Source organism: Micromonospora sp. NBC_01699 (genome assembly GCF_036250065.1).
GTDB lineage: Bacteria > Actinomycetota > Actinomycetes > Mycobacteriales > Micromonosporaceae > Micromonospora_G.
This window is the reverse complement of the sequence record NZ_CP109199.1, coordinates 1427455-1450495: the sequence shown is the minus strand read 5'-3', so window position 1 is coordinate 1450495 and position 23041 is coordinate 1427455. Positions and strand designations below refer to the sequence as shown.

Below are 23041 nucleotides of genomic sequence, written 5' to 3'. Positions count from 1 at the left end.
ACGCGGGAACCGTCCGGTACGGCACGTGGATCGAGCGTACTCAGCGGTTGTCGGCGGTGCCGACGGTCCGCCCGGCGCTGTCCGGCTCCGCGCTGTCCGGCTCCGCGTCCGGCGCGTCGAGCGCGGCCGGTTGTGTGACCGGTTCCCCGGCGACGTCGGCCACCGGTTCGGCCGGTTCGACCTGCTCGGTCGGCTCGGCGGCGGACTCGACCTGCTCGGTCGGCCCGGCGGCGGGCACGGCCGAGTCGGCCGGCTCGGCGGGCTCGGCCGGTTCGGACAGGATTCGCCAGGCTGCCTCGGCGGCCCGCTGCTCGGCTTCCTTCTTGCTGCGGCCGTCCGCGCCGCCGTACCGCCGGCCGGCGACGACCACCCAGGCGGTGAACGTCTTCGCGTGGTCCGGACCGGTGTCGTCGATCCGGTACTCCGGCACCCCGAGACCGAGCGCCGCGGTCAGCTCCTGGAGACTGGTCTTCCAGTCCAGGGCGGCCCCGCGACCGGCCGACTCCGCCATCAGCGGGTCGAACAGGCGGTGGATCACGATCCCGGCCGTGTCCAGGCCGTACTGGAGGTAGATCGCGCCGAGCAGGGCCTCCAGCGTGTCGGCCAGGATGCTCGCCTTGTCCCGGCCACCGGTCGTCTCCTCGCCCTTGCCCAGCAGCAGGTAGGGACCGAGCCCATCCGGGCCGAGGCCACGGGCCACGTCGGCCAGCGCCCGCATGTTCACCACGCTGGCCCGAAGCTTGGCGAGCTGCCCCTCGGGCAGGTCCGGGTGGTTGTGGAAGAGCGCCGCGGTGATGACCACACCGAGCACCGAGTCACCCAGGAACTCCAGGCGCTCGTTGGTCGGCAGCCCACCGTTCTCGTACGCGAACGAGCGGTGGGTCAGCGCCCGCTCCAGCAGCTCCGGGTCGAGGCTGACGCCGAAGGCGGCCTCCAGGTACCCGATCGGGGCGCGACGGCGCTTGTCGTTGGTCATCCGGTTACCTCGGTGTTGGTCATGAAGTCTCCTCGGTCCGCTCGTCGGCGCCATGACCCGGTCGGCCGGTGGCCGTACTCCGCTCGGTGGTGCGGCCGTCCCGGGCGTGGTCGGCGAGCAGCCCGGAGATCGCCACGGTCGCACCGCGGCGGTGCAGGTGGGCGGCGAGCGCGATCCCGGAGGCTAGATCATCGTCGCGTGCCGCGCCATGGCAGACGACGACCGTACCGGCCACGCCGAGCAGGGCGGCGGCCCGGGGCGCCCCTCCGCTGGCCGGTGGCCCACCCGCCATGGCGTACGCGCCTTCGATCCCCTTGAGCAGGATGTTGCCGGTGAATCCGTCGGTGACGACCACGTCCGCGCGGCTGCCGACGGCAACGTCGTACCCCTCGACCAGGCCGACGTAGCGCGCGCCCGGCGGCAGCGCGGCGAGGGTGAGCACGGGGTCGGCGGCCCGGCGGGCCCGGTCTCCCTTGCCCGCCTCCGTGCCGACCGAGAGCAGCCCGATCCGGGGCTCGGCCACCCCGTGCACCACCGTGGCGTAGGCGGCGCCGAGCACGGCGTGCCGGGCCAGGGTGCCCGGTCGGGCCTCCAGCGAGCCACCGACGTCGAGCAGCACGACCGGACCGTGCAGTGCCGGCATGGTGGCGACCAGGGCCGGTCGGCGGACCTCGGGCCAGCGCCCGAACCCGAGTACGGCGGCGGTGACCGTGGCACCGGTCGCCCCGGCGGAGACGACCGCGTCGGCGATCCCCTCGACCACCGCGGCGACCGCCGCCCGGACGGTGGTGTCGGCCCGGCTGACCCGCCTCGGGTCGTCGGTCATCGACACCCCGTGCCGGACCGGCCGGACGGAGATCCGGTCCCGATCGGCCGGGTGCAGAACGCCCAACAGCTCGTCGGCCGCCTCGGGCGGGCCGACGAGCAGCAGGTGCAGGTCGGGGTCGGCGCCGAACGCCCGCAGAGCGCCGTCAACCACGACGGCGGGAGCTCCGTCCCCGCCGAGGAGGTCGACGGCGATCCGCACGGTGCCCGGCTCCACTGGGACGCCGGCCGTCAGGTTGCGGCTGGCGTCGGCGGGAGCCGGTGCACCGGGCAGTCGCCAGGGCGTGGGCGCGACCCGACCCGGAGTCGGGAGCGTCACGAGTTCCTGCGTCAGACCTCTAGGACCTGGCGGCCGTTGTAGGTGCCACACACGCTGCACGCGGTGTGCGGCAGCTTCGGCGACTTGCACTGCGGGCACGCCACGGTCGCGACCACCGTGGCCTTCCAGTTAGCCCGGCGGGACCGGGTGTTGCTGCGCGACATCTTGCGCTTCGGGACGGCCACGGTTCCTACTCCTCTTTACGGGTCAGTTGCGTCAGGCCCGCCCAGCGCGGGTCGATCTGCTGGTGGCTGTGGTCAGCCGGCAGCTCGTCCCAGTGCACCCCACAATCGGTGCACAGTCCCGGGCAGTCCTCTCGGCACAACGGGTTGGTCGGCAGTGCGAGCACCACCGCGTCCCGTAGCGCCGGCTCCAGGTCGATCAGGTCGCCCTGCATGCGGCCCACCTCGTCCTCCTCGGTCGTCTCGTCCGTGGTGCTGTTCGCGTACGCGTACAGCTCCTGGATCGTGACGACCACGGAGTCGTCGATCTGGCGCAGGCAGCGACCACACTCGCCCTGCACGGCCCCGGAGACGGTCCCGGAGACGTAAACGCCCTCGGACACCGACTGGAGACTCAGGTCGAGACTCAGGTCCGTGCCCTCCGGCACGCCGACCATCTCCAGGCCGAGGTCCGCCGGCGCCTGTACCACCCGCGTGACCGTACGCAACGCACCAGGCCGACGCGGCAGTTCCCTCGTGTCGAGGACCAGCGGCGACCTGGGATCGAGTTGGCGTGGCGTGTGTTTGGGCATAATCAGACTCCGGCCTGTTGGAGGCCGACGAAACAGGTTACCTGGGCAGCGGGCCGGGCGTCGAACCGGGGCACCGGGAAGCGCACTCCCCCGTACCCCGGGCCGCAGTCGCCCGGCGGACCCGCCGCCCGTTCGTCGGTCGGTGATGGTGACGATCAGAACGGCAGTGGGCGTTCGCTCTCTTCGCCGGCGAAAGTGCCGATCTCGCGCAACGCGTGCATCTTGTCCCGGCCCCGCTCGATCGAGGCGAGCGCGCGGGTGAGGAACTGTTCGAAGTTTGCCAGCGCCGTGTCGACGTAATCGTCCACCTCCGCGCGCAGCCGCTGCGACTCGGCCCGCGCCTCGGCGATGATCCGGGCCCCCTCGTGCTCGGCCGAGACGGTGATCTCGTTCACGGACACCAGCCGGGCGTGTTCCGCCTCACCCTCGCTGATGATCCGGTCCGCCTCGCGTCGACCGGCATCCATGATCTTGTCCCGCTCGTCGAGCAGCGCGACCGCTCGGCGCAGGTCGATCGGCAGCTCGCCACGGAGCTCGTCGAGGGCCGCGATGAAGTCCGCCCGGTCGACCATGCAGTTGGTGCGCGACATCGGGACGGAACGGGCCGTCTCCACGATGCTGATGAGTTCGTCGATGCGGTCGAGCGGGTCCACCGGTACCTCACTCCTGTCGTTCGTCTGCCGACCTACATGATGCGGCGTCCCACCGGGTTGCTGCTCAACCAATGATGCGGTGCCCGAGGGACAAGGGGACCAAACTGCCCGGCGTGGCGCGTCGCACACCCGCACCCGGTGCGGTACACGCGCTCGACTGTCGCGCCGGACCGCCCGTCCGCACCGGGGGATCGACGCCCACCGTCGGCCGTTGCCGCCGACTCCGCCTGATCCCGGCTCGGGCCGGACCGACTCGGGATCAGGCCGGGGCGGTCGAGTTCAGCCGCTCCCGCAGCGCGCGGCGTACCAGGTCGGGCACGTGCGGGGAGACGTCGCCACCCCACTTGGCGACGTCTTTCACCAGGCTCGACGAGAGGAACGAATAGAGCGGGTTGGTCGGCATGAAGAGCGTCTCGACGCCGGCCAGCCCGATGTTCATCTGGGCCATCTGCAACTCGTAGTCGAAGTCGCTCACCGCCCGGATCCCCTTGACCAGGACGGTCGCCTGCTGCGCGCGGCAGAAGTCGACCAGCAGGCCACGGAACGAGGCGACCCGGACGTTCTCGTACGACGAGGTCACCTCGCGCAGCATCGAGATCCGCTCGTCGACCGTGAAAAGCCCGCTCTTGGACTGGTTGATCAGCACGCCGACGATCACCTCGTCGAAGAGTCGACTGGCCCGCCCGATGATGTCGAGGTGGCCGTTGGTGACCGGGTCGAACGAGCCGGGACAGACCGCACGTCTCATGATCCGCGACCGTACCAAAGAGTGGTCTCTCCGTAACGCCGGCCGCGCTCGACAGTGATTCCCTGCACCTCGTCCAGTGGCCCGGTACGGGTCGACCGCTCGACCACCACCACCCCGTCCGGGGCCAGCCAGCCCCGCTCGACCAGGGCGGTCAGCATCGCGGCGATCTCCTCGTTCGGCACCGCGTACGGCGGGTCGGCGAAGATCACGTCGTACGGGCCGCCATCCGGGCCGCTCGCGAGCACCTGGGCGACCTTCCCGGTGACCAGTCGCGCCGCCGGGGTGGCCCGCAGGGTGGCGAGGTTGTCCCGGGCGATCCTGGCCGCCCTCGGGTCGCCCTCGACCAGCAGCACGTGCACCGCCCCTCGGGAGAGCGCCTCCAGGCCGACCGCGCCGGAGCCGGCGTACAGGTCGGCGAAGCGGGCGCCGTTCAGGTCGAGCTGACTGTCGAGCGCACTGAACAGCGCCTCGCGTACGCGGTCCGAGGTGGGTCGGGTGGAGGCGCCCGACGGGGCGACGATGCGCCTTCCGCCGAAGGTGCCGGCAACGATCCGGGTCACTGTGAACTCCCGCTCTGCACCCCAGAACGGTACGCCGACGACCGCGACCGGACAGCCGCGCCACCCGTCGACCGTCGGGGAGGCTCCGAACACGCTTTGTCGACCAAATGTCTCAAATCAGCCACAGGATTAGTCCGATGATCTCAAGACTGTCTCAATACGCCCGTAATCGGTAGTGTCTGGCGCTGTGCCGGCTCTGCCTGGCCGGTGTGCGGCGTTTGGGGAGGCGCCACTGCGGGTCGCGCCACTTCGCGGCAGCGATCGCCCATGCCTTCCCTCACGTCGTGCCTGACGCTTTTTAACCCCCTCAGGAGTACGCGTGACCCATCCCAAGCTGTCGCTGCGGCGGCCGCTCGCCATCCTCGGGGCCACCTTTGTCGGCCTCGCCGCGACGCTGGCCGTCGCCGCCCCCGCGAGCGCACATGCCGGCGACCTGAAAGGCACCCACCGCTGTGACACCGTGACCGGTGAATGGGTCGTCGACTGGACCGTGCTCAACGACATGGACTCCAAGGTCGCCAAGATCGAGAAGGTGATCTCGCTGACTCCGGCGGGCACCAACCTCACCGGGATCACCGTCGGCGCCGAGGTGCCGAAGCGCAACGGCGCAATGTCGAACCAGGACAGCTGGGGCAAGCTGACCGGCGAACAGCGGGTGCCCGCCAGCGCCAGTTCGGCGAGCCTGTCGGTCGAACTCAAGTGGCCGCAGTTCTCCGGAAAGCCCGTCTACTCGAAGACCATCACCTTCGAGGGGACCTGTGCGAAGCCGACCCCGCCGACCACCCCGACCACGCCGACCAACCCGACGCCGCCGGCCAAGGTGACCAAGCCGACCGCGAGCTTCTCGTCGGACTGCGACGGCACCGTGACGGTCATCCTGAGCAACGGCAAGGACGCCACCGACGACGTCGAGCTGGTGGTCTCGGCCAAGGAGTTCAACAAGAAGGTAACCGTCGCGCCGAACGGCAGCAGTGAGCCGATCGTGGTGCCCGCCGGTGCCGGCACCATCAAGATCACCGAGGGCGACAAGGCCGTCGGGGACTCGTACACCTGGACCAAGTCCGAGGACTGCGTCCCGCCGGGCGAGCCGACCGGCAACTACGGGTCCACCTGTGACGAGCTGCTCTTCGAGGTCACCAACCCGGAGAACGGCAAGACCGTGACGATCACCTTCACCCCGAACAAGGGCGAGCCCAAGACGATCACCGTCGAGCCGGGCAAGACCGAGACGGCGAAGTTCCCCGCCGAGGAGGGCCTGACCGTCACCCCGAGCAGCGAGGGCATGGAGGAGAGCGGGCCGATCGCCTGGGAGAAGCCCGCCGACTGCGCCGAGGGTGGCGCGGGTGCCGGCGACGACGGCCCCACCCTGCCGCTGACCGGTGCCGCCGCCGGTGGCATCGCGGCCGCCGCCGCCGTACTGCTGGCCGCGGGTGCCGTGCTGTTCGTGGTGTTCCGTCGCCGCCGGGTCCGCTTCACCGCCTGACCCGACTGACCGCTCCACCCAGCACCTGAACCAGTAGTCCGAGGGCGCGTCGACCACCCGGTCGGCGCGCCCTCGGCATTTGCGTCATGAATCTTCCCGATCCGGGTCGGCCGAAATTTCCGATCCGGATCGACCGATCGACAATGGTCGCTCTGCGCAGTCGAGCCAATACAAAATATGGCGCACGTGGCCGGATGCAAAATCCGGTCGAACTTTGCGCCACGCCGACTATCTCGAATGGATAACAGAATCCTTAACTGCCGCTCAAGGCTGTCCCTGCGCCGTCGGCGTCGCTAGGGTCGGGCGCTGTGCCGGTAGGACAAGACCGGTTTACGACGTCGGGGAGGCGTCCACGTGCGCCGCGCCCATTCCGGCGGCGGCCATTCTCGCCACCCCCGTCGTGCCCCAAAGGCTTTCACCCTTCAGGAGTACCTGTGATTCGTCCCAAGCTGTCGCTCCGGCGACCGCTCGCCGTACTCGGGGCCACCTTCGTGGGTCTCGCCGCCGCCGTCGCCGTGGCCGCGCCCGCCAGTGCCCACATCTCCGTACCGTCCGGTAGCGCCGTCTGCGACACCGATGCCGGCGAGTGGGTGGTCACCTGGAAGGTCGAGAGCACCCTGCACTTCGACTCCGACAAGTTCAAGCTGCACTACATCCGCACCACCCCGCGGGACATCCCGATCGACGGCATCGTCCGCAACAAGGACTACCCGGTCGACACGCCGATCGTCGGCACCCAGCGGGTTCCCGGCACCACGGTCAAGGCCGAACTCGACGTGAAGGCCACCTGGAGCGACGGCTTCCGCGAGCAGGATCTCCGCGAGGGCAACGTGACCCTGGAGGGGACCTGCGAGAAGAAGAGCCCGGAGGCCACCCCCTCGGCGACGCCCAGCGCCACGCCGACCGAGACGCCGGCCACCCCGCCGGCCAAGGTGAGCAGCCCGAACGCCTCCACCTCGTCCGCCTGCGACGGCACGGTCCAGGTGACCCTCAGCAACGGTGAGGACGCCACCGCGGACGCCGTACTGCGGGTCAGGGCCACCGGCTTCGACAAGACGTACACGCTGGCGCCCGGCGCCAGCAAGGACGACATCGTCGTACCGGCCGAGGCCGGCGAGATCAAGATCACCGAGGGTGAGCAGCAGGTCGGCAGCACCGTCACCTGGGCCGAGCCGGAGAACTGCGTCGAGCCGGGCGAGCCGGTGGGCGGCTACGAGTCCACCTGCGACGAACTCATCTTCATGATCAGCAACCCGGAGGACGGCGAGCCGGTCACCCTGACCCTCACCCCGAGCACGGGCGAGCCGAAGACCCTGACCGTGGCGCCGGGCACCACCGAGACCGCGAAGTTCCCGGCCTCCGAGGGCCTGACCGTCACCCCGAGCGCCGACGGCCTCGAAGACGCCGAGCCGATCGCCTGGGAGAAGCCGGCGGACTGCGGCGGCGAAGGCGGCGGCCTGCCGGTCACCGGTGCCGCGGCCGGCGGCATCGCCGGTGGGGCCCTGGTCCTGCTCGCCATCGGCATCACGCTCTTCGTGGTGGCCCGCCGTCGCCGGCTGACCTTCACCGCCTGAGCACCGGCGACCTTCGTCGCAGGAGCACCAGCACCGGCACCGGCACCGGCACCGCACTGAACGACCCGAACTGAACTGAACTGAACCAACGCTCGCGGGCGTACCGACCATCCGGTCGGTGCGCCCGCGAGTGCTTTGCCGTCAGCCCTTCTCCAGGTACTCCGCGCGTTCCTCGTCGACCAGGGCGGCCACCGAGGCGGCCAACGCCGGCTGACCGGCCAACTCCGGGTCCTGCTCGACCAGGGTGATCGCCTCGACCCGCGCGTCCCGGATCAGGTCGCTGTCGCGCAGCAGGGAGAGCAGCCGCAGGTGGGAGCGGCGACCGGACTGGGTGGCACCGAGCACGTCACCCTCACGACGCTGTTCCAGGTCCAGCTCCGCCAGCCGGAAACCGTCCGAGGTGGAGGCGACCGCGTCCAGCCGCTCGCGGGCCGGCGTACCCTCCAGCGCCTCCGAGACCAGCAGGCAGAGACCGGCCGCCGAACCCCGGCCCACCCGGCCCCGGAGCTGGTGCAACTGGGAGACGCCGAACCGGTCCGCGTCAAGCACGATCATCACGGTGGCGTTCGGTACGTCCACCCCGACCTCGACCACCGTCGTCGCCACCAGCACGTCCAGGTCCCCGGCGGCGAAGGACCGCATCACCGAGTCCTTCTCGTCCGCCGGCAGCCGCCCGTGCAGCACCCCGATCCGCAAGCCGTGCAACGGCCCCTCGGCCAGCAACGGCGCCACCTCGGTCACCGCCAGCGGGGGCCGCTTCGCGGACTCGTCCGCCGGTGCCTCCTCCGCCGACGCCGGCCCGTCACCGATGCGCGGGCAGACCACGTACGCCTGGTGTCCGGCGTTGACCTCCTCCCGCAGACGGCGCCAGGCGCGATCCAGGAACGCCGGCTTCTCCGACGCCGGCACCACGTGCGAGGCGATCGGCGACCGCCCGCGCGGCAACTGGGCCAGGGTGGAGATCTCCAGGTCGCCGTAGACGGTCATCGCCACCGTGCGCGGGATCGGGGTCGCGGTCATCACCAGCACGTGCGGGGGCTGCTCCGCCTTGGCCCGCAACGCGTCCCGCTGCTCCACCCCGAACCGGTGCTGCTCGTCGACCACCACCAACCCCAGGTCGGCGAAGTCGACCCCCTCGTACAGCAGGGCGTGCGTGCCCAGCACGATGCCGGCGCGGCCGGCGGCCACCTCTTCCAGCGCGGCCCGCCGGGCCGCCGCGCCGAGCGACCCGGTGACCAGCGCGACCCGCGTCCCGGCCGGGTCGCCGTCCAGTTCACCGGCCCGGCCGAGCGGACCGAGCAGATCGAGCATGCCCCGGAAATGCTGGGCGGCGAGCACCTCGGTCGGTGCCAGCAGCGCCGCCTGTCCCCCGTCGTCCACCACCTGGAGCATCGCCCGCAGCGCGCAGACGGTCTTGCCCGAGCCGACCTCGCCCTGCAACAACCGGTGCATCGGGTGGGCGGTGGCCAGGTCGGTGGCGATCTCCTCGCCGACCGCACGCTGACCCTCGGTCAGCTCGTAGGGCAGGCGCGCGTCGAAGGCGGCCAGCAGGCCGGCGTCGCGGGGCGGTCGGGGTCGCGCCGGCCACGCCGCCGCGCGATGCTTGCGCTGCACCAACGTCAGCTGTACGGCGAACGCCTCGTCCCACTTGAGCCGGTGCCGGGCCCGGTACAGGTCCTCCTTGGTGGCCGGCCGGTGGATCTCCCGCAGCGCAATGCCCAGCCCGACCAGCTTCCGGCTGGCCCGCATCGTCCCCGGTAGCGGGTCCTCGGGCATCGTCACGGTGTCCAGCACCACCCGGACGCACCGGGCGATCACCCAGGTCGGCACCGCCGCCGCGGCCGGGTACACCGGGATCAGCGCACCGGCGAACTCCTCGACCTCCTCGGCAGCCGCCACCTCGCCGTCGGCCGCACCCTCGCCGAGCAGTACGTACTCGGGGCCGTTGAGCTGCCGCTTGCCCCGGAACTCGGTCACCTTGCCGGCGAACAGTCCCCACCGGCCGGAGCGCAGCTCCCGCTCCCGCCACGCCTGGTTGCCGAAGAAGGTCAGGGTCAGGGTGCCGCCGGAGGAGTCGCCGACGATCACCTCCAGCAGGTTGCCGCGCCGCTGCCGCATCGGCCGGACCGTGGTCCGCTGCACCTGGCCGAGTACGGTCACCTGCTCGCCGATCTCCAACGACCGGATGTCGGTGTGCTCGCCGCGCTCGTCGTACCGGCGGGGGAAGTGGTAGAGCAGATCACCGACCGTGTGCAGGTCGAGATGACTGGCGAGTGCCTTGGCCGTCTTGTCGCCGAGCGGTGTCTTCAGCGGCGTGTCGGGCGTCAGCGTCAGCGCTGTGTCGGGCGTCAGCGTCTGTGGCGTCTCGGGTGCCGACGGCTCGGTCATGCCTTCCCCCCGCTCATTCGATCCCCACCAGCAGCGGGTAGAACGGCTGCCCGCCGGGATAATCGTGCACCTCCACGAACGGCCAGCGGCGCGATACGTGGGCCCGTACGGAGTCGGCGAGGCCGGTCGGCGCGTCGGCACCGAGCAGCAGGGTGACCAGTTCACCGCCACCGCCGAGCATCCGGTCGAGCAACCCGGCGCAGGTCGACACCAGCTCGGTGCCGATCAGGTGCACCTCGCCCTCCACCAGGGCCAGTACGTCACCGGGCTGGCACCGGCCGGCCACCGTCAGCGCCTCCCGGCTGGCGTGGCAGACCTCGCCGTACCGGCACGCCCCGGCCGCCTCGGCCATCGCGATGACGTCGTCCTCGAACCGGCGCCCCGGGTCGCGTACGGCGAGCGCGGCCAGGGCCTGCACCGGTGACCGGGTCGGCACCACGCTGACCTTCACCCCGTGGCCGTGCGCCTCCTTGGCCGCGGCGTTCGCCACCGCCTGCGTGTTCGGGTCGTTGGGCAGGACCACCACCTGGGCGGCGCCGGTGGACCTGATGGCGGCGAGCAGTTCGCCGGTGGACGGGTTGCCCCCGACCACGGTCGCGCCCTCGGCGGCGAGCAGTTCGGCCAGCCCCGCCCCGTGCGCCATCACCACCGCCGACCGCCCGGACGGTCGGGTCGGCTCCACCGGTGCCGGTTCCGCCACCGGCACACCGGTGTCCAGGGGCGATCCCTCCGCCGGTACGTCCCGGTCGGCTTCCCGTGCCCCGGCACCGGCCTCCGGGTCGGCGAAGCGTACGACCGAGATGTGGTACGGCCGGCCGGCGCTCACCCCGGCCTCCACCGCCGCACCGACGTCGTTGACGTGGACGTGCACGTTCCAGGTGGTGACCTGCTCGGGCGTCGCCTCGTCGCCCACCACCACCAGCGAGTCGCCGAGCCCGGCGAGGGCCGTGCGCAGCCGCCGCACCGCCGCCGGCTCGGCGTCGAGCAGGAACTGCACCTCGTAGGCGTACGTCTCGGCGCCGGTCTCCCGGACGGCGGTGACCGGCGGTGCCGGCGCGGGTGCCGCGACGGTGGCCGACGGGCGTCGCGGGGCCGCCCCGGTGATCACCTCGACCAGCGCGTCGAGCAGCACGCAGAGGCCGCGCCCACCGGCGTCGACGACCCCGGCGCGGGCCAGCACCGGCAACTGCTCGGGGGTACGCGCCAGCGCGTCCGCGCCGCCGTCGGCGGCTGCCCGGGCCACCGCGCCCAGCTCGTCGGTGTCGGCCCGAACCGCCGCGTCGGCCGCTGCCGCGACAACTGTCAGTACGGTCCCCTCGACCGGCACCGCCACCGCCGCGTACGCCGCCGCGCTGGCCGCCCCCAGCGCACGCGCCAGGTCCCGCCCCCGTACGGCCGGCGTGGTGGCGAGCGTGTCGGCCAGGCCGTGCAGAATCTGCGAGACGATCACGCCGGAGTTGCCCCGCGCGCCGAGCAGCGCCCCCCGCGCCATCAGCCGCAGCACCCGCCCGTGCGGGCTCTGCCCGCCCGCCGCCGTCTCCCCGGGTGGGCCGGTCCGTGCCTGCTCCGCCGAGTTGTCGAGGTCGAGTGCCAGTGCCTGCTGGGCCGAGGTGAGGGTGAGCACCAGGTTGGTGCCGGTGTCGCCGTCGGGCACCGGGTAGACGTTCAGCTCGTCGATCTCCGACTGGTGCCGTTTGAGTGCCGCCAGCCCGCCCGCGCACCACCGCCGGACGGCGGCTGCGTCGAGGGTCTCCAGCACGGCGTGAAGCCTACTGGTGGGCACCGACGCCGGCCCGTCGCCGCGACGGCCGCCCGGCCCGCCGACGCCCGGCCCGGCCGGCCGGTCGGGGCGGGTGGAGCCGATTCGCCGGCCGCTCAGGGCATCGGGTAGCCTGACGAGGTTGCCCGGACAGCACCCTGCCGGCGACTTCATGAACGATCAATCCCAGGAGTATCCCGTGGCTAGCGTGTGCGACGTCTGTGGCAAGGGGCCGGGCTTCGGCCACAACGTTTCCCACTCGCACCGGCGGACCAACCGCCGCTGGAACCCGAACATCCAGACCGTGCGCACCCCGGCCGGTGGCGGCAACACCCGCAAGATGCAGGTCTGCACCTCCTGCATCAAGGCCGGCAAGATCGTCCGCGCCTGACGCGTCCCCCGCGTCCCCGGACCACCGCCCACCCCCACGCACCAGCCGTCGGGTCCCCAGGACCCGACGGCTACTTGCGTCCCCCTCCTCCTCCCTCCCCCCCTCCCCCTCTCTTCCGCGATCTAGGGCAAATACGTGCTTGTTGATCTCCATGCACACGTATTTGCCCTAGATCGCCGAGCAGGTGGGTGGGGAGGGAGGGAGGGAGGGGGGGAGGGAGGGAGGGGGAGTTAGAGGGGGCGGCCGAAGGAGAGGCAGGTGGGGGAGTCGCGGTAGTAGCCGAAGTTTTCGATTTGGACGTAGCCGCAGGCTTGGTACATGGCGATCGCTTCGGGTTGCTGGTCGCCGCATTCCAGGATGAGCCGTTTGCGGCCGTGCTCGCGGGCGGAACGCTCGACCGCGGTCAGCACCGCGCGGGCCACGCCGCGTCCCCGGGCCGCCGGTGTGGTGTACATCCGCTTCAGCTCGGCCGTCTCGCCCGCGTCGCCGTGACTGCGCCAGCCACCGCAACCGACCGGCTCACCACCCCGGTACGCGACCAGGAACGCCCCGGACGGCGACTCGAAATCGCCCGCCTCGACCGGCGTCTCGTCGCCGCTGCCGCCGTACCGCAGGCCGAGGTCGGCCAGGGCGTCGGCGACGAGTTGCTGGGCCACCAGGGAGTCGTAGCGCACCGCGCGGATCTCGATCTCACTCACTCGTAAAGGGTACGGCCGCAGCCGGCCCTTACTGATCAAGTTCGCGGTCAGGAAGATCTCACCGGAATACGGGTTATCCGCGAGAGAACGGCGTTGACCAGGCCAAACCCGGCCAGCGCGCGAGGGGTCTACGGGGGCTACCGGAAGTGGTCCCAGCCGGTCGGGCCCTTGTAGGGCTTGCCGTCGACGGTCAGCCCGCTCCCGTCGACCACCCGCCCGATCACCCGCCAGTCGTCCGGCAGGGCCAGGTGCGCCGGGAACGTGGCGGCCAGGGCGTGGTCGTCCCCACCGCCCAGGACCCAGGCGTACGGGTCGACGCCCAGGGCGTGCGCCGCGTCCCGCATCTGTGCCGGGAGTTCGAAGGCGGCGGTGCGCAGGTCGATGCCGACCGCGCTGGCGGTGGCCACGTGGCCGAGATCGGCGAGCAGCCCGTCCGACACGTCGATCATCGAGGTGGCGCCGAGTCGTGCCGCCTGCGGTCCGGCCCGGTACGGCACCTCCGGCCGCCGGTACGCCTCCACCAGCAGTTTCGGCGTACGGAATCCGCGTGAGAGCACGGTGTAGCCGGCGGCGGCGTACCCGACCCGGCCGGCGAGGGCGACCACGTCGCCGGGCCGCGCACCGCTGCGGACGACGGGCGCCCGGCCGCCCAGGTCGCCGAGGGCGGTGACCGCGATGGTCAGCGTCGGACTGGCCGACATGTCGCCGCCGACCACACTCGCCCCGACCAGCGCCGCCTCCGCGCCGAGCCCGTCGGCGAGTTCCTCGGCCCAGCGCACCTCCAGGTCGGCCGGGATGCAGAGGGCCACCAGCAACGCGGTCGGCAGGGCTCCCATCGCGGCGATGTCGGCCAGGTTCGCGGCGGCGGCCCGGTGCCCGACGTCGACCGCCGAGGACCAGTCCCGCCGGAAGTGTCGCCCCTCGACCAGCACGTCCGTCGAGGCGGCCACCCGCCCGTCCGGTGCGCTCACCACCGCGGCGTCGTCGCCGGGCCCGAGCAGCACCGACGGGCCGCTGGCCAGCCGGGCGGTGACCCGCGCGATCAGACCGAACTCGCCGGTCCGGGCCACGCTCACGCGCCGGCCCCGGCGCCACTGTCCGTCACCCGGGCATCGTCCGACGCCGGCCGGTACGCCGTCACGCCGCACCAACCGATCCGCTCGCTCCGCACGCTCACTTGCGCCTCCCTTGACCACCGGTGGGGAACCGACCCACTCCGTACGGTATTTTCACGGTCGAGCCGCTTGGCGGCGGACGGAGGTCGGGTCGTGGTCCAGGCGTACATCCTCATCCAGACCGAGGTCGGAAGGGCGCGTGACGTGGCCGCGCAGATCACGGATATCTCCGGTGTGGTCCGGGTCGATGCCGTGACCGGGCCGTACGACGTGGTCGTTCTCACCGAGGCACACACGGTCGACGAGTTGGGCAAAATGATCGTCAGCAAGGTCCAGTTGGTGCCGGGCATCACCCGTACGCTGACCTGCTCGGTGGTGCGGCTCTAGATGACACAGCCCGTCCCCGAGCCGAGCGACCCCACCGGGACCGACACGTCGACCGGAGCCGACGTGACTACCGGGGCCGACGGACCGACCGGTGCCGGGGCGACTACCGGCGGCGACGCGTCGATCGGGGCGGGTGCACCGGACCGGTCGATGCGGCAGGCCGCGATCTGGGCGACCGTGGTGGCCCTGCCGCTGACCGTGCTGGTGGCGCTGTTCGCCTTCGGTCGGCTGGCCCCCGCCTCGGAGGCCACCGCCAATCCGACACCCTCGGCCACCTCGGCGGCGCCACGGGCGCAGTCCACCGCCCCGGTCCCGGTGACCGCCGAACCGCTCGGTGACCGGGCGGCGACGGTCTGCCGGGCGTTGCTCTCCCGGCTCCCGGCGAGCCTCGGCGAGTTGGCGCAGCGTCCGGTCACCGTCGGCCCGGAACAGAACGCCGCGTACGGCGATCCGGCGGTCACCGTGGCCTGCGGCCGCCCGCTCCCCTCGTTCCCGCCGACCGACCAGGTCTGGGTGGTGAACAAGGTCTGCTGGCACGCGCAGCAGCAGACGGACGCGACGGTGTTCGTGACGGTGGACCGCGAGGTGCCGGTGCAGGTCACCGTGCCCCGTGGCTACGACCCGCCGTTGCAGTGGATCGCCCCGGTCGCCGATCCGGTGGTCGCCGCCGTGCCGTCCGCGATGACCAAGCCCACCGGCTGCACCGCCTGAACGGAAAGCCGCCCGAACCGCCCGAGCGAAAGCCGGACCCGGCTGCCCGGCCACGCGGGTCAGCGGAGGCCGGTGCCGCGGCGCAGGCCGGTGCGGATCAACCGGTCGACCAGCTTCGGGTACTCCAACCCGGCCGCCGCCCACATCTGCGGGAACATCGAGGTCGAGGTGAAGCCCGGCATGGTGTTGATCTCGTTGAGGTAGATGTCCAGGTCGGGCGTGACGAAGAAGTCGACCCGGGCCAGGCCGGCGCAGTCCAGCGCGGTGAAGGTACGGCAGGCGTACTCCTGGACCTGCCGGGTGATCCGCTCGGGCAGTACGGCCGGGATGTCGTACTCGCAGGCGTCGCCGAGGTACTTGGCCTCGAAGTCGTAGAACTCCCGGTCGTTCGCCACCCGGACCTCGGCCAGTACGGATGCCTCCGGGCCGCCGCCGGCCTCGCCCTCCAGCACCCCGCACTCGATCTCCCGGCCGACGATCGCCGCCTCGACCAGCACCTTCGCGTCGATCTGGCGGGCGGTGACGATCGCCGCCTCCAGGTCGGCCCAGTCCGAGACCTTGGTGATGCCGTACGACGATCCGGCGCGGGAGGGCTTGACGAAGACCGGCAGACCGAGCCGTTCCTTGTCCTGCTCGGTGAGCGTCATCCCGCTGCGCAGCACCACGTACGGGCCGGTGGGGATGCCCTCGGCGACGGCGAGCTTCTTGGTGAACTCCTTGTCCATGGCGGCGGCGGAGGCGAAGACCCCGGACCCGACGTACGGAATGCCGGCCATCTCCAGCAGCCCCTGGATGGTGCCGTCCTCCCCGTACGCGCCGTGCAGGGCGGGGAAGACGAGGTCGATGTCGCCGAGCGCGGCCGGTCCCTCGGTGGGGTCGAGCACCATCAGGCCGTGGCCGGTCGGGTCGGCCGGCAGCACGACGGAGGAACCGGAATTCGCGGTGATCTCCGGAAGATTACGTTCAGTAATGACCAATTGCTGTGGGTCACCACTGGTCAGCACCCATTCGCCGGCTTTGGTGATGCCCACGGGCACCACCTCGTATTCGTCCGGATCCAAGGCGCTGATGATGCTGCCGGCGCTCACGCAGGAGATCGCATGCTCCGTGCTACGACCGCCGAAGACGACTGCGATGCGGGTCTTCCGTGGGCTTGTCACGCGGGTGACCCTACTCTGCGTGGCTGCCGTGCGGGTCGATAGGCCGGGAGTTCGATCAAGGAGCAGGCTCACCCCGGCCGATGGTATGGAGCGGTGGCGCACGTGCGGTTCCGCGGACCGCCCCGGGGCTCTCGGCCGGGCGGGCACCAGCCGGTGCCCCGGGGCGGCGCGGGCCAGGGTCACGGTGGTCGGGGACCTCGACCACCGGGGACCCCGGCGTTCAGTGCGGTTCGGGACATCGCCGTCCGACGGCGATGACTTTGACTCGTTGCCGTCCGGCCCGGACCATGCCGAGCGCGGCGAACGCGCCGGCGATCCGGTCGGCGGCGTCGCGGCTGGTGGCACCGACCACCTGGCGGCGCCGCTCCGGCTCCACCCGCTCGTTGCGCCCCTCGACGCTCAGCGGGCGGACGTCGGTGAGGACGACGAGGTAGCGGGTCACCACGGGCGGCCTACCGGCGCTGATCGAGCGGACCAGGCGGCACCGCCGGGCCGCGGCAGGTGCCGGCGTGACCGTGCCTGCCGGCGTGACCGTGCCTGCCGGCGTGACCGTGGATGCGGGGATGGCTGTGGTTGTGGGCACCGGGGCCGACACAGGTGCTGTTGCGGGCTCGGTTGCGGGCGCGACTGCGGGCACTGGTCCTGCTCCTCGTCCTGGTCAGCCGGCATGGCGGGCCACCGCCTCGGGTTCGGCCGTGGTGCCGGCCAGGCCGCCGGAGCGGTCCCGGCAGACGTACGCCAGGTCGGCGTGGATCCACGCGCCGTCGTTGTCGCGCAGCACCGGTCGCGTACACCATCGGCACCGTGAAACACGAGGCCAACAGGGGGTCGCTGTCATCCGACACCTCCGGGTCCGCGGCGGTGGGGCACACGGCGGCCGGGTACGGGGGAGTCCCCGACCACCGTGCGCCTCATTCCCCTTTCCGTCACTCGCCGCCACCGTCGACACGACCACCGGCAGCGAGGACGCCAACACAGGTTGCCATCCGTGAAAGCGTGAATGCAACTCTCACGGGAGATCTCTCATGCACACTTTCTCGCCGAGGTGTGTCAAACTCGCTTCATGGCACCGAAGACCGCCCGCGCCCGCCGCCTCGGCATCGCCCTCAGGTCCTTTCGCGAGGCTGCCGGACTGACCCTCGAACGCGCGGCCGAGGAGATCAACAGCACCCGCAGCACCCTGTCCAGATACGAGAACGCCCTCAGCCTGCCCAGCCCGGCGACCGTCCGCGCCCTGCTCATGCACTACAACGTGGACGGTGACGAGCTGAAGAACACGATCGAGCTGGCGAAGGAAGCCAAGAAGCCAGGCTGGTGGGTGTCGTACTCGTACCTGCTGGACCGCAAGACCGCCGACTTCATCGCGTTGGAGTCCGAGGCGACCGCCATCCAGTCGTTCGAACCGTCCCTGGTGCCGGGACTGTTGCAGACGCCGGACTACATCCGGGCGATCATGCGCGGCGGCCCGCACACCCTCGGCGACGACGAGATCGAGGGGCGGGTCCAGTTCCGCCTCAACCGCCAGAAGCGGCTGACCGCCACCCCCGATCCGCTGGTTCTCGACGCGGTGATCGACGAGGTGGCGCTGCTGCGCAAGGTCGGCGGCGACGACGTCTGGGCGGAGCAACTGGAACACCTGATCAAGCTCTCCGAGATACCGCACGTCACCATCGGGGTGATCCCGATCTCCGCCGGCTACCACCGCGGCACCAGGGGATCACTGCACATCCTCGAATTCGGCCCAGATGATCAACCCTTGGCCTCGGTCGAGACCGTCGCGGGACAGCTCTCCTTCGACACCACAACCGAGTTGGACACCTGCACGAAGATCATGCAGCATCTCCGCACCGTGGCCCTGAGCCCGGAGGAGAGCAACAAGCTGATCTCCAACCTCCTGAAGGGACAGTAGACATGTCCGCTCCAACCACCACCACGATGGCCGCGTTCGCGACCGCCGCCTGGCGCAAGAGCAGCCGCAGTGGCGACCAGGGCGCCTGCGTGGAGTTCGCCGTCACCACCGAGGCGATCGGCGTCCGGGACTCCAAGGATCCCGGCGGCCCGATCCTGACCTTCCCCGCCACCGCCTGGTCGGCCTTCGCCGGTGCCGTACCGACCGGTCGGATCATCGACTGACCGGCGGCACCCGCACCTGATCCGCGAGCGCCCGTACGGTCCCTTGGGGGATTTCGGCGGCCCCGACCGACGAGCGCGACCAGCAACACCGGAAGCCCCGATCACCTCGATCGGGGCTTCCGCCGTTCACGTACGCGTGGGTCGCCCGACCTCAGCCGGCCGCGTCGAGCGCCGTGGTGATGTCCGCGACCAGGTCGGCGGTGTCCTCCACGCCACAGGAGAGCCGGACGAAGCCGGGCGGGGTGTCGTCGCCCCACTGTGCCCGGCGGTCGGCGCTGGTGTGCAGGCCACCGAACGAGGTCGCGGCGAAGACCAGCTTGGCGGCGTGCAGGAACCGGGTCACCCGGTCGGCGTCGCCGAGGTCGAACGCGAGTACGCCCGGCACCCGACGCATCTGCCGGCTCGCCACCGGGTACGACGGGTCCCCGGCAAGCCCCGGCCAGCGCAGACCGGTCACGTCGGCCCGCTCGTGCAACGCCACCGCCACCGCCGCCGCGTTGGCGCTCTGCCGGGCCAGCCGCAGGTCGAGGGTGGCCAGCGACCGGTGTGCCAGCCAGGAGTCGAACGCGCCGGGAACCGAGCCGGTGGTGGCCCGCCAGGCCCGCAGCGGCTCCAGCAGCTCGGCCGACCGGGTCGCGACGTAACCGAGCAGCAGGTCGGAGTGACCGGTCAACGCCTTGGTGCCGGAGGCGACGACGAGGTCCGCGCCGAGGTCGAGCGGGCGCTGGCCGAGCGGGGTGGCGGTGGTGTTGTCGACCACTACCAGCGCCCCGGCGGCGTGCGCCCGGTCGGTCAGTTCGGCCACGTCGCAGACGTCCAGACCGGGGTTGGCCGGCGTCTCCAGCAGCAGCAGCCGGACCCCCTCGAACGACGGGTACGGCCCGACCGTCGGCGCGAACTCGACCCGTACGCCCATGGTGGCCAGGGTGGAGCTGGCGAAGGCCCGTACCGGGAAGTAGCCGTCGGTCGGCAGCACCACGCCGTCACCGGGCTTGAGCAGCGCCAGCAGCACCGCACTGATCGCCGCCTGCCCGCTGGCGAAGGCGAGGCAGTCGCCCCCCTCCAGTTCCCCGATCGCCGCCTCCAGCGACCGTCGGGTGGGGTTGTCCGGCCGACCGTAGCCGTTCGGGCTCGCCGAGGGTCCGGCCGCCGGGTCGAGGTGGTACGGCGCGGCGAACACCGGACCGGGCAGGAACGGCTGTCCCGGCTCCGGCTCGGGGAGTCCGGCGTGCACACACCGGGTGCCGTCGCCGTAGCCGCGCGGGTCCTGCTCGTCGATCATTGTTTCTCCAGCTCGTACGGCGGTTCGGTGGTCATTCCGGTCTCGGCTTGCGGCTCATCAGCACCGCCATCGCCAGCCGCGGGTTCGCGCCCTCGTGGCAGACCAGCTCGACCTGCTCGGTGATCGGCATCTCCACCCCGTGGGCGCGGGACAGGTCCCGGATCGCCAGGCAGCTCTTGACGCCCTCGGCGGTCTGCCGGGTCGCCACCTGGGCCTGTTCGAGGGTCTCGCCCCGGCCGAGATGCTCGCCGAAGGTCCGGTTGCGCGACAGCGGGGACGAGCAGGAGGCGACCAGGTCCCCCATGCCGGCGAGGCCGGCGAAGGTGAGCGGGTCGGCGCCGAGCGCCACGCCGAGCCGGGCGGTCTCGGCCAGCCCACGGGTGATCAGGGTGGCCTTGGTGTTGTCGCCCAGTCCCATCGCGGTCGCCATGCCGTACGCGAGCGCGATGACGTTCTTCACCGCGCCGCCGAGTTCACAGCCGATCACGTCGTCGTTGGTGTACGGGCGGAAGTAGGGCGTGGTGATCGAGCCCTGCACCAGGGTGGCCCGGTCCATGTCGGTGCAGGCGACCACGGTGGCGGCCGGTTGTTCGAGGGCGATCTCGGGGGCCAGGTTGGGGCCGGAGACGACCGCCACCCGGTCCTCCGACACCCCGGCCGTTTCCATGATCACCTGGCTCATCCGCTTGGTGGTGCCCAGCTCGATCCCCTTCATCAGGGAGACCAGCGTCGAGTCGGGCTCGATGAACGCGGCCCAGTCGGCCAGGTTCCCGCGCAGCGTCTGCGACGGTACGGCGAGCACCACCAGATCGGCACCGGCGATCGCGGCGGCGGCGTCGGTGGTGGCCGTCACCCGCTGCGGCAACCGCATGCCGGGCAGGTATTCGGAGTTGTGGCGGGCGGTCCGGATCGTCTCGACCACTGACTCGCGACGGGCCCAGATGGTCACGTCCCGGCCCGCGTCGGCGAGCACCTTGGCGAAGGCCGTACCCCAGGAACCGGCACCGAGGACGACGGCGTGGCCGGTCACGCGGCGTCCCCGGCGTGGTGCTCGGACTCGCCCACGGCCCGGTGCTGGCCGGTCGGCGCCCAGATCGGCGGTGGTGTGCCGCCCCGGATCTCGGCGAGTTGGTCGCGCAGCCGCAGCATGATCTCGTTGGTCATCTCGTCCAGTACCTGCTTCGTCGGTGCCGCGCCGGCCCACCGGCCGAGGTCGACCGGTGCTCCGGCGACAACGGTGACCGGGATCCGGGGGCGCAGGCTGAGTTTGGAGTTGCGCGGGTCGAACATCTTCTGCGCGCCCCACATGGCGATCGGGACGACCGGGGCTCCGGTGGCCAGCGCCAGCCGCGCCGCACCGGTCTTGCCCCGCATCGGCCAGAGGTCGGGCTCGCGGGTGGTGGTGCCCTCCGGGTAGATCACCACCGCGCCGCCGTCCCTGACCGCGGCGACCAGGGTCTCCAGCGACCGGGCGGCGTCGACGGTGCCCCGCTCGACCGGGATCTGCCGGCACCGGAGCAGGATGTAGCCGACCACCGGAACCCGGAAGATGCTGGCCTTGCCGAGGAACTGCGGCCACCGTCCGGCGTCGTTGATGTAGTGCGCGACCACCAGCGGGTCGGCGTGCGAGATGTGGTTCGGCACGACGATGACGCCACCCGAGGCCGGTAGGTGTTCCATGCCGGCCCAGGTCCGCCGGGTCCAGACCCGCAGTGCGGGCTTCACCGCAACGATGGCGAACCGCCGCCAGAACCCCAGCCTGCGCCCTGCCACTATGCCCCTCCTCGGTCTACCCGGACCGGGGGCCCCGGCCGCCCCGGCGCCGCCCAACCACCCCGGCCCGCAGCGAAATCATGCCTGCTCGCCCCCTGTACGGCCAGCGAGGGGCCGGTGCCCACGACTGGCAGGATGATCGGGTGACCGAACCGAGCTGGACCGTGGTGGTGCCGGTCAAGCGGCTGCGCGCGGCCAAGAGTCGGCTGCGTGGCGCGCTGCCGGGGGTAACGCACGAGTCGCTGGCACTGGCCCTGGCGCTGGACACGGTGAGCGCCGCGCTGGCCAGTCCGGCGGTCGTCGAGGTGCTGGTCGTGACCGACGACATAGCCGCCGGCCGGGCGTTGCGCGCACTCGGCGCCCGGATCACCCCGGACCCGCCGACCGGCGGGCTGAACAGCGCGTTCACCTCCGGCGCGGCCCTGGTCGGCCCGGTGGCGGTGGCCGCGCTCACCGCCGACCTGCCGGCCCTGCGGTCGGCCGAGCTGACCGCCGCACTGGCCGCCGCCGCGGCCGGTCCGCCCCGGCGGCGATGGTTCGCCCCGGACGCCCCGGGCACCGGTACGGTGCTGCTGGCGGCGCCGGCCGGCGTACCGCTCGATCCGCGCTTCGGTGGGGCGTCGGCGGCGGCGCACGCGGCGTCCGGGGCGCTCGCGCTCACCGGGGCCGGGCCGACCCTGCGCCGGGACGTCGACACCCGCGCCGACCTGCTGGTGGCGGCGGCACTCGGCCTCGGCCGGCACACCGCCGCCCTGCTCCCCTGACCGACCCGGCCGGCCGCGTCGCGCTGCGAGCCCTCGACCCGAGCCGGCGGGCCGTCCGGGGCCACCACCCCCGGTGTACGGTGCTGAGCATGCAGGGCACCGTGGCGACGTACGACCCGCAGACCCGGTCCGGCACGCTGTTGCTGGACGACGGCACCGAGGTCGTCTTTCCCGCCGCGGCGTTCGACGCCTCGGGGCTGCGGCTGCTCCGCCTCGGCCAGCGGGTGCGGATCGAGTACGGCGGCTCCGGCGACGGTGACGTAACCCGGATCACGATCCCCGGCCTGGTGTAATCATCAGCGGACCAACCGGGAGAAATCATCCCGAAGTTGCCCTGTTTTGGCGGCGGATGGCCGGATCAACTGGGGCCGGGCGAGCACATTGTCCGACTTGCCGTGATCCGAAGACGGCAAGTTCATTTTACGTTCACGAGGTTCGGGCAATGATGAAGCGGTGAGCACCCCGCCCGCCCACCCTCGCCCCCAGTCGACCGGTCGCGCCCTGGCCACCACCGCCCCCCGCGCCGCGCTACCGGACTCTCCCCGTCCCGCGCTACCGGACGCCGGCCGCGTCGCGCTGCCGGACTCT

Annotated in this window: 26 protein-coding genes; 9 read left to right on the top strand and 17 right to left on the bottom strand. The window is 71.9% G+C overall.

Annotated elements, in window-relative coordinates; all coding sequences use genetic code 11:
* Positions 1–40: 40 nt before the first annotated feature.
* The 7 genes from rnc to rsmD all read right to left on the bottom strand — a co-directional run bounded on the left by rnc (position 41) and on the right by rsmD (position 4835).
* Positions 41–976 carry a ribonuclease III gene (rnc, locus tag OG792_RS06570; protein WP_329108326.1) on the bottom strand — a complete coding sequence of 312 codons (936 nt, stop codon included), beginning with the start codon at positions 974–976 and terminating at the stop codon, positions 41–43.
* Positions 977–995: 19 nt separating this feature from the next.
* The gene (locus OG792_RS06565) at positions 996–2018 is read right to left on the bottom strand and encodes a phosphate acyltransferase PlsX (protein ID WP_329111135.1); all 1023 of its coding nucleotides are present in this window, start codon (positions 2016–2018) and stop codon (positions 996–998) included.
* A 113-nt stretch (positions 2019–2131) separates the two neighbouring features.
* Entirely contained in the window at positions 2132–2305 is a 174-nt protein-coding gene (gene rpmF / locus OG792_RS06560; protein WP_319458826.1) for a 50S ribosomal protein L32, read from the bottom strand.
* A 5-nt stretch (positions 2306–2310) separates the two neighbouring features.
* A complete protein-coding gene (locus OG792_RS06555; RefSeq protein ID WP_329108325.1) occupies positions 2311–2874 on the bottom strand; it encodes a YceD family protein in 564 nt (187 codons plus the stop codon).
* A gap of 155 nt (positions 2875–3029) precedes the next feature.
* The gene (locus OG792_RS06550; RefSeq protein WP_329108324.1) at positions 3030–3527 is read right to left on the bottom strand and encodes a hypothetical protein; all 498 of its coding nucleotides are present in this window, start codon (positions 3525–3527) and stop codon (positions 3030–3032) included.
* Between the two features lie 259 nt (positions 3528–3786).
* On the bottom strand, positions 3787–4275 hold the full coding sequence (gene coaD, locus OG792_RS06545) for a pantetheine-phosphate adenylyltransferase (protein WP_329108323.1): 489 nt from the start codon (positions 4273–4275) through the stop codon (positions 3787–3789).
* Positions 4272–4835 (bottom strand): 16S rRNA (guanine(966)-N(2))-methyltransferase RsmD, encoded by a 564-nt coding sequence (gene rsmD, locus OG792_RS06540; RefSeq protein ID WP_329108321.1) that lies wholly within the window; start codon positions 4833–4835, stop codon positions 4272–4274. The genes coaD and rsmD overlap by 4 nt, the downstream gene beginning before the upstream one ends.
* A gap of 319 nt (positions 4836–5154) precedes the next feature.
* Between rsmD and OG792_RS06535 the strand changes: the two genes are divergently transcribed.
* Positions 5155–6318, top strand: coding sequence for an LPXTG cell wall anchor domain-containing protein (locus OG792_RS06535; RefSeq protein WP_329108319.1), 1164 nt, complete (start codon positions 5155–5157; stop codon positions 6316–6318).
* A 434-nt stretch (positions 6319–6752) separates the two neighbouring features.
* Entirely contained in the window at positions 6753–7892 is a 1140-nt protein-coding gene (locus OG792_RS06530; protein WP_329108317.1) for a cell wall anchor protein, read from the top strand.
* A gap of 141 nt (positions 7893–8033) precedes the next feature.
* Here the strand turns inward: OG792_RS06530 and recG are convergent, their stop codons facing one another.
* Entirely contained in the window at positions 8034–10280 is a 2247-nt protein-coding gene (gene recG / locus OG792_RS06525; RefSeq protein WP_329108315.1) for an ATP-dependent DNA helicase RecG, read from the bottom strand.
* A gap of 13 nt (positions 10281–10293) precedes the next feature.
* Positions 10294–12039, bottom strand: coding sequence for a DAK2 domain-containing protein (locus OG792_RS06520; protein WP_329108313.1), 1746 nt, complete (start codon positions 12037–12039; stop codon positions 10294–10296).
* A 199-nt stretch (positions 12040–12238) separates the two neighbouring features.
* Between OG792_RS06520 and rpmB the strand changes: the two genes are divergently transcribed.
* Positions 12239–12430 carry a 50S ribosomal protein L28 gene (rpmB, locus tag OG792_RS06515; protein ID WP_329108311.1) on the top strand — a complete coding sequence of 64 codons (192 nt, stop codon included), beginning with the start codon at positions 12239–12241 and terminating at the stop codon, positions 12428–12430.
* 230 nt (positions 12431–12660) lie between these two features.
* On the opposite strand, the gene OG792_RS06510 is transcribed toward rpmB, so the two are convergent.
* Together OG792_RS06510 and OG792_RS06505 are read right to left on the bottom strand one after the other, a co-directional pair.
* Positions 12661–13128 (bottom strand): GNAT family N-acetyltransferase, encoded by a 468-nt coding sequence (locus OG792_RS06510; RefSeq protein ID WP_329108309.1) that lies wholly within the window; start codon positions 13126–13128, stop codon positions 12661–12663.
* Positions 13129–13265: 137 nt separating this feature from the next.
* Positions 13266–14204 (bottom strand): thiamine-phosphate kinase, encoded by a 939-nt coding sequence (locus OG792_RS06505; protein ID WP_329108306.1) that lies wholly within the window; start codon positions 14202–14204, stop codon positions 13266–13268.
* Between the two features lie 192 nt (positions 14205–14396).
* Between OG792_RS06505 and OG792_RS06500 the strand changes: the two genes are divergently transcribed.
* Together OG792_RS06500 and OG792_RS06495 are read left to right on the top strand one after the other, a co-directional pair.
* Positions 14397–14630, top strand: a complete 234-nt coding sequence (locus OG792_RS06500) for an Lrp/AsnC ligand binding domain-containing protein (RefSeq protein WP_326560463.1) — start codon at positions 14397–14399, stop codon at positions 14628–14630.
* Complete coding sequence (locus OG792_RS06495) at positions 14631–15341, top strand: DUF3515 family protein (RefSeq protein ID WP_329108304.1); 711 nt, start codon at positions 14631–14633, stop codon at positions 15339–15341.
* A 59-nt stretch (positions 15342–15400) separates the two neighbouring features.
* On the opposite strand, the gene OG792_RS06490 is transcribed toward OG792_RS06495, so the two are convergent.
* The 3 genes from OG792_RS06490 to OG792_RS06480 all read right to left on the bottom strand — a co-directional run bounded on the left by OG792_RS06490 (position 15401) and on the right by OG792_RS06480 (position 17282).
* The gene (locus tag OG792_RS06490; protein WP_329108303.1) at positions 15401–16501 is read right to left on the bottom strand and encodes a D-alanine--D-alanine ligase family protein; all 1101 of its coding nucleotides are present in this window, start codon (positions 16499–16501) and stop codon (positions 15401–15403) included.
* A gap of 220 nt (positions 16502–16721) precedes the next feature.
* On the bottom strand, positions 16722–16943 hold the full coding sequence (locus OG792_RS06485; protein ID WP_329108301.1) for a hypothetical protein: 222 nt from the start codon (positions 16941–16943) through the stop codon (positions 16722–16724).
* Positions 16944–17159: 216 nt separating this feature from the next.
* Positions 17160–17282, bottom strand: coding sequence for a hypothetical protein (locus OG792_RS06480; RefSeq protein WP_281278644.1), 123 nt, complete (start codon positions 17280–17282; stop codon positions 17160–17162).
* 282 nt (positions 17283–17564) lie between these two features.
* On the opposite strand from OG792_RS06480, the gene OG792_RS06475 reads away from it, so the two are divergent.
* Together OG792_RS06475 and OG792_RS06470 are read left to right on the top strand one after the other, a co-directional pair.
* Complete coding sequence (locus OG792_RS06475; protein WP_329108297.1) at positions 17565–18410, top strand: helix-turn-helix domain-containing protein; 846 nt, start codon at positions 17565–17567, stop codon at positions 18408–18410.
* Positions 18411–18412: 2 nt separating this feature from the next.
* Complete coding sequence (locus OG792_RS06470; RefSeq protein ID WP_329108295.1) at positions 18413–18634, top strand: DUF397 domain-containing protein; 222 nt, start codon at positions 18413–18415, stop codon at positions 18632–18634.
* A 151-nt stretch (positions 18635–18785) separates the two neighbouring features.
* On the opposite strand, the gene OG792_RS06465 is transcribed toward OG792_RS06470, so the two are convergent.
* The 3 genes from OG792_RS06465 to OG792_RS06455 are packed head-to-tail and all read right to left on the bottom strand — an operon-like array spanning position 18786 to position 21689.
* Positions 18786–19916, bottom strand: a complete 1131-nt coding sequence (locus OG792_RS06465; protein ID WP_329108293.1) for a cystathionine gamma-lyase — start codon at positions 19914–19916, stop codon at positions 18786–18788.
* Positions 19917–19947: 31 nt separating this feature from the next.
* Positions 19948–20946 (bottom strand): NAD(P)H-dependent glycerol-3-phosphate dehydrogenase, encoded by a 999-nt coding sequence (locus OG792_RS06460; protein ID WP_329108291.1) that lies wholly within the window; start codon positions 20944–20946, stop codon positions 19948–19950.
* On the bottom strand, positions 20943–21689 hold the full coding sequence (locus OG792_RS06455) for a lysophospholipid acyltransferase family protein (RefSeq protein WP_329108289.1): 747 nt from the start codon (positions 21687–21689) through the stop codon (positions 20943–20945). The genes OG792_RS06460 and OG792_RS06455 overlap by 4 nt, the downstream gene beginning before the upstream one ends.
* Positions 21690–21832: 143 nt before the next feature.
* Between OG792_RS06455 and cofC the strand changes: the two genes are divergently transcribed.
* Positions 21833–22453, top strand: coding sequence for a 2-phospho-L-lactate guanylyltransferase (gene cofC / locus OG792_RS06450; protein WP_329108287.1), 621 nt, complete (start codon positions 21833–21835; stop codon positions 22451–22453).
* A gap of 89 nt (positions 22454–22542) precedes the next feature.
* Positions 22543–22746, top strand: a complete 204-nt coding sequence (locus tag OG792_RS06445) for a cold-shock protein (RefSeq protein ID WP_329108285.1) — start codon at positions 22543–22545, stop codon at positions 22744–22746.
* Positions 22747–23041: the final 295 nt, after the last annotated feature.